We start from the raw sequence: 8,267 nt of genomic DNA on the forward strand, positions 1-8,267 counted from the left end.
CCCGAGGACGCTCGAAAGCGCCGGAGGGCCGGCGCACTCCAGGACGCTGCCGCGCTTCTCTCATTCCCGTGTATCAACGACCATCCTGTTATCACCCGACTTGTGGGTAAAGGTCAGGGCCCTCCAGCGCTTTTGAGAGGCCAAATCTCCAACGAAGTCCAAACGATTATCTTCGTAGCTCAAGACTGCCGGGGCGAAGCCTTGTGGAATGAACCGCTTCGTTGCGCTCGAAAGCGGCGGAGGGCCGCCGCACTCCAAAACGCTGTCGCGTCACCCGCCGGCCATGCTCACTTCGGCAGCCGCAGCACGAAGCATGCGCCGTCCTTCGTGGCGGTGTCGAGCGTGATCGCGCCACCGAGAGCCGTGGCGAGACGGCGGCACAAGGCGAGACCGAGACCCACACCAGGCGCGGAGTGCGCGGCCTGATCCGCGCTTTTGTGAAATGGGTGGAAGATGCGGCGGCGCTCGCTGCGTGAGATGCCAGCGCCATGATCGCGAACCCGCAGCATGGCAAATTTTCCGCTCGTGTCGGCCTCCACATGGATCACCGGTTCCGCTGCACGCGGCGCGGCGTATTTGCAGGCGTTATCGACGAGGTTGAAGAGGATCTGCTCCACCGCTGCCGCATCGACGTGCAGTGGCGTTTTGCGGTCGCTCTCCGTGGCATGGATGCGCACTTCCATGCCGCAGTCGTCGGCGCGTTGCTTCAATCGCGGCAGAATGCGGTCCAGCAGCTCCCCGATGGTGATGTTTTCGGCACGTGCCTTCGCACTGCCACGCTCCAGACGTGCGTAGGAGAGCACATTTTCGACCAGATGGCTCAGGCGGCCTGCCTCGCCGGTCAGCGTGTCGAGATAGGTCTTCCGCTGGGCCTCGTCCGTCACCATGCCATCCGCCAGCATCTCCGAGTAAAGACGGAACGTTGTCAGCGGCGTGCGCAGCTCGTGCGTGACGGCGGAGACGAAGGCGGCGCGACGCTCGCTCAAGGCCACCGTGCCGAACAAGACGAGTCCCACCGCGGCCGCGGCCAGCAGCACGCAAGCGAGCGCGATGGCGAGTGATTTTCTCAGCGGTGTCCAGAACGGCAGTGGCGGCAGCTGGATCGTCCCGGGGATCAATCGCACGGGAAGAGCCGCGAAACGCAGCGGATCGTCGATCGGCGGCGCTCCGATGTTAGCGTTGGCCGCAGGCTCGAGTTTGGCATCCGGAAACAGATCGGTGATCTCCCGCAGCCAGGCACTCCGCAGCGCCGGCCAGTCCAGCCACACGCCCTGCACCATGCGCACGCCATCAACGAAGGCCTCGCGGGTGAGAATGAGGTTGTCACCCAGCCAGACGCCTTGAAACGGCCGGGAACTGTTCGGCGCGATGTTGTTTTTCCGTTCCTGCCTGGCAGCAGCGGCAACGCTGCCGGCCATCGAGCTCGAAACCGGAGCGGGAGCAGCCGGCGGGGCCTCCGCTGCAGGCGCAGCAGCGGCCTGCATTGGCGGTTCTTGGGGTGCGGCGGCCGGTTTGGCCGCTTGATCGCGTGAGGAGGCGGTCGCTGCCTCCTTCTTCAAGGGAGCGGCGGCCGCAGGCTTGGCGGCCGCGGCCTTTTCACTTTTGAGCGCCAGCGTCTTGGATGGCGGCTCCTTCATCTTGATCATCGGCTGCTGTTTGATCGCCTCCTCTGCCTGCGCGGTCACGGCCCGGTTGCGCGAGAGGTTTTCCACGCTGTTGAGCATCGTCTGCTGCTGCAAGGCCACACTTTGGCCCTGCTGCGCGTTCCAGGCGGCGTTGCGCGGCGCGTTGGCATCGCTCCCGATCGCCGTCGTCTCATCGAATTCGAAACGCATCACACAAGCAGTCTCTGCGAGCAGTTGCTTGTTGAGAATGGCGTCCTGCGCCGGCGCTCGTGCCGGGACGGACCGGCTGGCTCCACGCCAGAGGGAGGAGCCCTCCTTCTCCGGCGGTGTCATCGCATTCACCGGCTTGATCAGCAGCTCACGCAGGCCGGCGAGACGCTGCTCGCTGCGGGCGAGGTCGTCCGCATTGATGAACTGCGCCAGCGCGAGCGAGCGCTCGTCCTTTTGCGGCACCTGCGGAGACATCACCTGCCCGCGTGAATCCATCTGGAAATGCAGCAGCACATGTTCCGGCACCTCCGCGAGCAATGGCGAAGGCACCAGCACCTCGCCCTTCGCCACATTGCTGTAGGATTTGCTCACCAGACCTTCGGGGGAGTGGAACGGACGGAAATCATGCGGCGGTCGCGCGTTCTCGCGCATCAGCAGCGCACTGGCCTGGAAGTCCAGACGCCAGAGCGCAAGACGCACGCGCTCCTGCTTGTCACCTTCACGAGCGGCTCCTTCGCGCTCACGCTCCAACGCCAGCGTGTGCCAACCCACCCACGCCATCGCCGCGAGCAACAGCCCGAAGCAGGCGAGGAAGGTGATCCCGATGTGGAGCGGTTTGCGCATGAGAAGCAGATCAGGCGAGCTGGTAGCCCTTGCCGCGAATGGTGACAATGACGCGCGGAGACTCGGCATCATCGCGCAGCTTGTGGCGCAGGTTGGCGATGTGCATGTCCACCGTGCGCGTCTCGGTCTGTTTGTTGTCGATGTGCCAGACGCGCTGAAGCAGTTCCTCGCGCGAAACAGGCCGGCCGCGATTCAAGGCGAGGTAGCGCAGCACATCGCGCTCGCGCTCGGAGAGTTCGGCGTGTTCGCCATTGCCAAAGCGGGCCACGCTTTGACCGAAATCGATGGTGGCGGCCTCCAGCGCGAGAGTTTCGCTCACGGGCTGGCGTTCCGGTGCGCGGCGCAGCACGGCCTCCACACGGGCGAGCAGTTCGCGCACGCTGAAGGGCTTCACGACATAATCATCAGCGCCGAGACGCAGACCACGCACGCGATCGTTCTCCTCGCCACGTGCGGAAAGGATGATGACTGGGGTGCCGGGCCGCTCGCGACGGAGTGCCTTCAAAATGTCAAAGCCGCTCGCATGCGGCAGCACGAGATCGAGCAGCATCAGGTCAAACGTGGCGCTCAAAGCCAGCTTCAGGCCCTTCTCACCATCGCCTGCCTCCAAGATCGTGTGACCAGCAAACTTGAGCGCATCAACGACGCCGCGACGAATCGCGGCGTCGTCTTCAATGACCAGAATGGTGGGCATGGGGCAGATTAAATGACGAATGATGAATGTGGAATGACGAAGTTGCGGGAACAGGCGCCTGACGCGTTCGTCATTCGCCATTCGGGTTTCGTCATGGCTCATTTCTCCCACGCGATGCCTTTTTTCTCGGCCTGTGTGCGCAGGGCCCTGGCCATGGCGGTGTCGAGGGTGTCGCCTTGGGCGGATTCCTTGCGCTTGGTGGCGACGTAGGCTTCCCGTTCTTTGTTCAAGGCGAGAACCTTCTTTTGAATCTCGTCACGCTCGGTGGTTTTCTTGGTGATGTAGGCTTTGCGTTCGTCAGCGCTCATCTTCTTCATCTCCTCCGGAAGATCGGCTTCCTTGACCGTGGTGATGTCGAAGTCCTTCTGCTTGCAGGCGTCCACGAGATCCCAGGCGGTGTTGCTGTAGTTCGCGCTGGCCTTGCTGATGACGCGCTGCACCTGCGCACCGGATTCGGCCTTGGCGGCGGCGTTGCCATCCTGCGCGATCTGGCGGGCCTTGGCGGCTGGAGCGGCGGCACCGTAGTTGATGTAGGTCTTGTTCAGCTCTTCGTTGAGCTTCACGATCTCCTCGTCCTGCGGCGCGTCGATGTGAACGATCGCCTGGTTCTGGTCGATGATGAGATATTTGCCATCCGCGAGCAACGCACCGTCATTCCAATGTCCGGCGATTCCCTGGCTCTCACTGCCACAGTGAATCGTGTTCACGATCACCCCCTTGGCGATGGCGTCTTTGCAGCTCTTTTTCGGATCAACCGGACCCTGGGTGAAAGGCTCGTTGCCGGCGATGAAGATGGCCTTGTAAACCTTCGGGCTCGGATCCCACGCAAGATCCTTCATCGCACGTTGAATGACCGCGCCGCAGTACTCATCGCCGCCGTTGGTGGTGAGGGCGAAAAGATCTTCCGAGACCTTGTCCAGATCACGCGTGAGCGGCTGGATCTGACGGATCCAATGTTCTTCCGATCGAAGCGACGACTTGCCGTATTCATACAGCGCCACCTGCACGACGGGTGTCCTGCCGTCCTGCTTGGCGGTGATGAATTCGTTCACGAGTTTCCAGAGCTGCGTCTTGGCCTGCTCGATGAGACCTCCCATGCTGCCGCTGGTGTCGAGCAGCACGGCGATCTGCACGAGCGGCGCCTCGACGGTCGTCTCCACTTTGACGGTTTCGACGACAGGAGCGGGCGGCTGGGTTTCCTTGGCGATGGCAAGGCTGGCAGCGAATGCTGCCGTGGGGGCGAGGATGTGTTTGGTTTTCATGACGATGTTGAGTGGAGTTGACGGAAAAGATTTCAGCGGATGAGCACGAGCTGCCCGCGATGCTCGACGAGCACCTCGCCACGCAGCGCTAGCAGGCCCTGGCGGTTGTCGGCGGCGAGTTCATCGACGAGGCGGCCAAACTCGGCGCTGCCGATCTCGACGGTGCGGTCGGGGGCGCGTTCGGCCTTCGCGGCAGCCGAATCGGTCCAGCGGTTGCCCTTGTTAAACAGTGCTCCGGCCTGGCACTGCTGCACGGAGGTGATTTCGACGGCCTGCATCTTCTCATCGAGGAAGCGGTTGCGTACGTTGAGCTGCTTCGACTCGGCCGTCTTCTTCAGATTCTCCGACTGCGAGACTGAAGCCGCGCCGCTGCGGATTTTCATCGCCTTGTCGCTGTAAACCGTGGCGGCGCGAGCGGCGTTTGCAGGTGCGGCGGCCAGCGGTGTGCCTTCTTCGGCCAGGAAGGCGGTGTATTCAGTCAAGATGCCGAACTGGGTCGAGAGGCGGACGATTTCGCCCACCAGCTCAGTCGTGTTCGCCGTCGCGCCATCGGCACCGAGATCGCGAATCGCCTCGCTGAGCACGGCGATCTTGTTGCTGGCCCACAGGCGGGCGACGAAGGCGTTGGCGGTGCTCGCTTTGTCGAGATCGAAGGTGAAATCGAACTTCCGTTCTCCCGTCGCGGTCGATCCTGTGAGTTCGAAATGCAGCGGCGCCTCGCCACGGTAGGTGCCGGAGAGAAGGATCTGCTCACCTTCAAACACGTCGGGCAGCGGCGATGGAATGAGATCGCTCACACGATTGGGGTCATCGAGCACGCGCAGCACGGGTTTGGTGAGCAGCGGACCGCGAAGGCGGTCAAACACGCGGCTGACCTTCACTTCGACGTCTTCCTTCGGCAGTACGAACTCCGCGCTGGCACGGGTTTCGCGTGCGATGCGTGACAGCAGCGGCGTGTTTACATCCACACCGACGCCAAAGGTGAAGACACGGCGCTGGTGCGGATTTCCCTTCGCCACGGCTTCACGAATCGCCTTTTCCGAAGTCTGGCCGATGGTGGGCAGGCCGTCGGTGAGGAACAGGACGATGGGCAGCATGCCTTCGAGTGGTTTCTGCCGCAGCGCCTCGACGACGGAGTCATGAATGTTCGTGCCGCCGCTCACGCGGAGGGCGCTGATGTAGTCGCGGGCCTGTTTGATCGTCTCGGCGTTCTTGAGGACCGGCTGCGCGGCGAACATCTCGACCGCCTCGTTATAGACGACGAGGTTGAAGCCTTCGCCGTCGTTCAACCCCTCGACCACTTGCAGTGCAGCAGCCTTCACTTGATCCAGTTTCGGACCCGCCATGCTGCCGCTGCGGTCGATGACGAGCGTGACCTCGCGTTTGATCGGCGCGGCGTCGGCCTTCGGCTTCGGCGGTGCGATCATGACGAGGAAATAGCCGCCGCCGATCTTCGGATCAGGATAGGCGAGCAACGAGGCCGTCATTTCGTCCTTCGTCTCCCGCAGGAACGACACGCGGAAGGCTCCGGGGTCCTTCGTGACGCAGGAGAGCGTCGCCTCGCGATCATTCGGCTGCTTCACGGCGATTTCGTGACTCGGCGAATACACCGAGGCGATGCGCGACGTCGATTTGACGTGCATCGAGAACTTCCACGGCACCGCATACTCCACCGCCTCCGAACGTGGCAGCACGTAATCGAGACGGGCTCCGTCCGCCTCCAGAAGCCTCTCGTAAGTCACACGCACCTTCTGCGTGCCATTGGCGGGAACCGGAAACACGCTCGATTTCACCACCGCATCGCCCACAAACTCCAGCAAGGCTGGATCGCGCGTCTGCGCCACGATGCTGTCGTAGATGCGGCGTGCCTCATCGCGGGGCAGCAGTCGCGCCGTGCCTTCCGCGTTGCCGCCTTCAAAGGCGAATGCCTTCAAAACGGCACCCTGCGGCACCGGAACCAGCAATTCCGACTCCTGCGGGCGGTTGCTCGGATTGCGCAGCGCGATGTCGAGCGTGGTGACGGCGATTTGACCGGCGATGTCGATGCGCGCATCGACCTGCGTGACCTGGACCGACTGCCGGGCCGGCGGAGCGATGATGCGCGTGTTGGGCGAGATCCACACCGGCATCCGGGCGGTTTGTGCGGCGGCAGCGGTGGCGAGCAACAGGGCGGCGAACGAAGCTTTCATGCGCCGAAGCTGGCTCCGACGTCACAGAATGTCTGTAAACGGCTTGTAAAGGCAGGCGCACCGCCGTTCCTCCTAAGGAAGCGCAGACGTGCGCGCCGCCACACTAATTTATATTCACAGCAACATAGTTGTGACTTTAGTCATGAGGCTGATCTGGTTTGTGCAATATTGGACAAAGTGTGTCAGAGAGAGCCTAATGGCCCAGAAACGCATGCCCGGACCGACCGACGCTCCCGAACTAAAGACTCGCGACCACCCAGCGCATGGGCATGCGCTTTCCATGCGCTGGATCAGCTTCGTGGGCAGCCTGATCCTGGGCTGGATCTGCCTGGCCCCGCTCATCTGGATCGGCTTTCTGCTGATGAAACAGTCCCTGGTGGCCCAGGCTGCGACACTGGTCGTGGTGGGCCTCGGAGCCTATGCCTGGAACCAGTTTCACGTGGCGCGCATGGTGACGACGCTCCACCAGGAGAAGTCGTCCGCAGGGCCCGCCGTCATGTCTGTGCGTGCGCGTGTCATCTACGTTCTCGGCCAGGTGGCGGCGGCTTTCACCTGCACGCATCTGGCCGGCACGTTCAATCCCATCGGCATGCAGCAGTGGTTCTGGATGCCGATCGCGGGCTTCGCCGGGATCATCCTGACAAGGCGGAGGGACATGATTTTGGTCATAGGTCTGACGCTCATGGTCTCCACCGTCCACCAATACCTCGTCATCGGTCCAGAGACCGCGCTGTATTGGATGTTCGGCCAGTTCACCACGAGCGTCTTCATCATGAGCTGCAGCTACGCGATCGCGCAGGCCTGCCGCCAGCGTCTGCAGACGGCGCTGCTGGCGGATGAGCTGCGCATGGCGAATGCGCGGCTGGAGCTTCAGGCGGATCAGGCATCCGTCCTGGCCGCCGCCCAGGAGCGCAACCGGCTGGCGCGGGAAATCCACGACACGGTCGGGCACAGCCTCACCGTGGTGGGTGCGCAGCTCGACGCCGCGCAGGAACTGCTCAAACAGTCGCCAAAGATGGCCCTGGACTCGATTCAAAAAGCCAAACGGGCCAACCAGGAAGGGCTGGCGGAGATCCGCCGCTCCGTCTCGACCATGCGGGTGATGTCGTCGGGCCAGAAATCGCTGACAGAGTCGCTGACGGCCCTGATCACTGGTGTGGAGCGCCCGGGGCTGAAGCTTTCGTTGCAGCAGACCGGCCTTTCCCGGCCGCTGCCGAGCCTGGTGGAAATCTCACTGTATCGCTGCGCCCAGGAAGGCATCACCAACGCCTGCCGCCACTCAGGCGCCTCCGAGATCTGCGTGCACCTCGATTTCACACAGGAAGGCAGTGTGAGCCTGTATGTGACCGACAATGGAAAAGGCTTCTCCAACTCGTCCCGGCCGAACAACGGCCTCGATGGCCTGCGCGAACGTGCCGTGTTGCTCCGTGGCGATTTTTTCGCCGGCACGGGTCCTGACGGCGGCGGCCTCTGCCGCATGGTGATTCCGGCGTGAGGAATTCGAGCCCGCCTGGGAAGAGCCAACGCCGGCCTCTTCCCATCTTTGAGAGCCAACCCGCATTGTTCACACTCTCTCGGCAAACAGTCACAGCCCGAAGCTGCACTTCATGTAGCTCGGAATTCCGATTCCGAGGCGGGGCCTTCGCGGAATCGGAATTCCGCG

5 protein-coding genes are annotated in these 8,267 nt (G+C 62.9%); 1 reads left to right on the forward strand and 4 read right to left on the reverse strand.

Features of this window, described 5'->3' with window-relative positions:
* Positions 1-287: 287 nt before the first annotated feature.
* The 4 genes from IAE77_RS00710 to IAE77_RS00725 form a co-directional block, all read right to left on the reverse strand.
* Positions 288-2,459 carry a HAMP domain-containing sensor histidine kinase gene (locus IAE77_RS00710; protein ID WP_294220352.1) on the reverse strand — a complete coding sequence of 724 codons (2,172 nt, stop codon included), beginning with the start codon at positions 2,457-2,459 and terminating at the stop codon, positions 288-290.
* A gap of 10 nt (positions 2,460-2,469) precedes the next feature.
* Complete coding sequence (locus IAE77_RS00715) at positions 2,470-3,153, reverse strand: response regulator transcription factor (RefSeq protein ID WP_294220362.1); 684 nt, start codon at positions 3,151-3,153, stop codon at positions 2,470-2,472.
* Between the two features lie 98 nt (positions 3,154-3,251).
* Positions 3,252-4,415 carry a vWA domain-containing protein gene (locus IAE77_RS00720; protein ID WP_294220365.1) on the reverse strand — a complete coding sequence of 388 codons (1,164 nt, stop codon included), beginning with the start codon at positions 4,413-4,415 and terminating at the stop codon, positions 3,252-3,254.
* Positions 4,416-4,447: 32 nt separating this feature from the next.
* Positions 4,448-6,604 carry a VIT and VWA domain-containing protein gene (locus tag IAE77_RS00725; protein ID WP_294220368.1) on the reverse strand — a complete coding sequence of 719 codons (2,157 nt, stop codon included), beginning with the start codon at positions 6,602-6,604 and terminating at the stop codon, positions 4,448-4,450.
* Between the two features lie 211 nt (positions 6,605-6,815).
* Between IAE77_RS00725 and IAE77_RS00730 the strand changes: the two genes are divergently transcribed.
* Positions 6,816-8,099: a sensor histidine kinase gene (locus IAE77_RS00730; RefSeq protein ID WP_294220371.1), complete on the forward strand. Its 1,284-nt coding sequence runs from the start codon at positions 6,816-6,818 to the stop codon at positions 8,097-8,099.
* Positions 8,100-8,267 lie beyond the last annotated feature (168 nt).

Origin of the sequence: Prosthecobacter sp. (assembly GCF_014879935.1) — a bacterium.
In the GTDB taxonomy this organism is placed as follows: domain Bacteria; phylum Verrucomicrobiota; class Verrucomicrobiia; order Verrucomicrobiales; family Verrucomicrobiaceae; genus Prosthecobacter.

Coding starts and splice junctions, on each gene's coding strand:
- IAE77_RS00710 (WP_294220352.1), bottom strand. CDS start 2,459: ATGCGCAAACCGCTCCACATCGGGATCACCTTCCTCGCCTGCTTCGGG.
- IAE77_RS00715 (WP_294220362.1), bottom strand. CDS start 3,153: ATGCCCACCATTCTGGTCATTGAAGACGACGCCGCGATTCGTCGCGGC.
- IAE77_RS00720 (WP_294220365.1), bottom strand. CDS start 4,415: ATGAAAACCAAACACATCCTCGCCCCCACGGCAGCATTCGCTGCCAGC.
- IAE77_RS00725 (WP_294220368.1), bottom strand. CDS start 6,604: ATGAAAGCTTCGTTCGCCGCCCTGTTGCTCGCCACCGCTGCCGCCGCA.
- IAE77_RS00730 (WP_294220371.1), top strand. CDS start 6,816: ATGCCCGGACCGACCGACGCTCCCGAACTAAAGACTCGCGACCACCCA.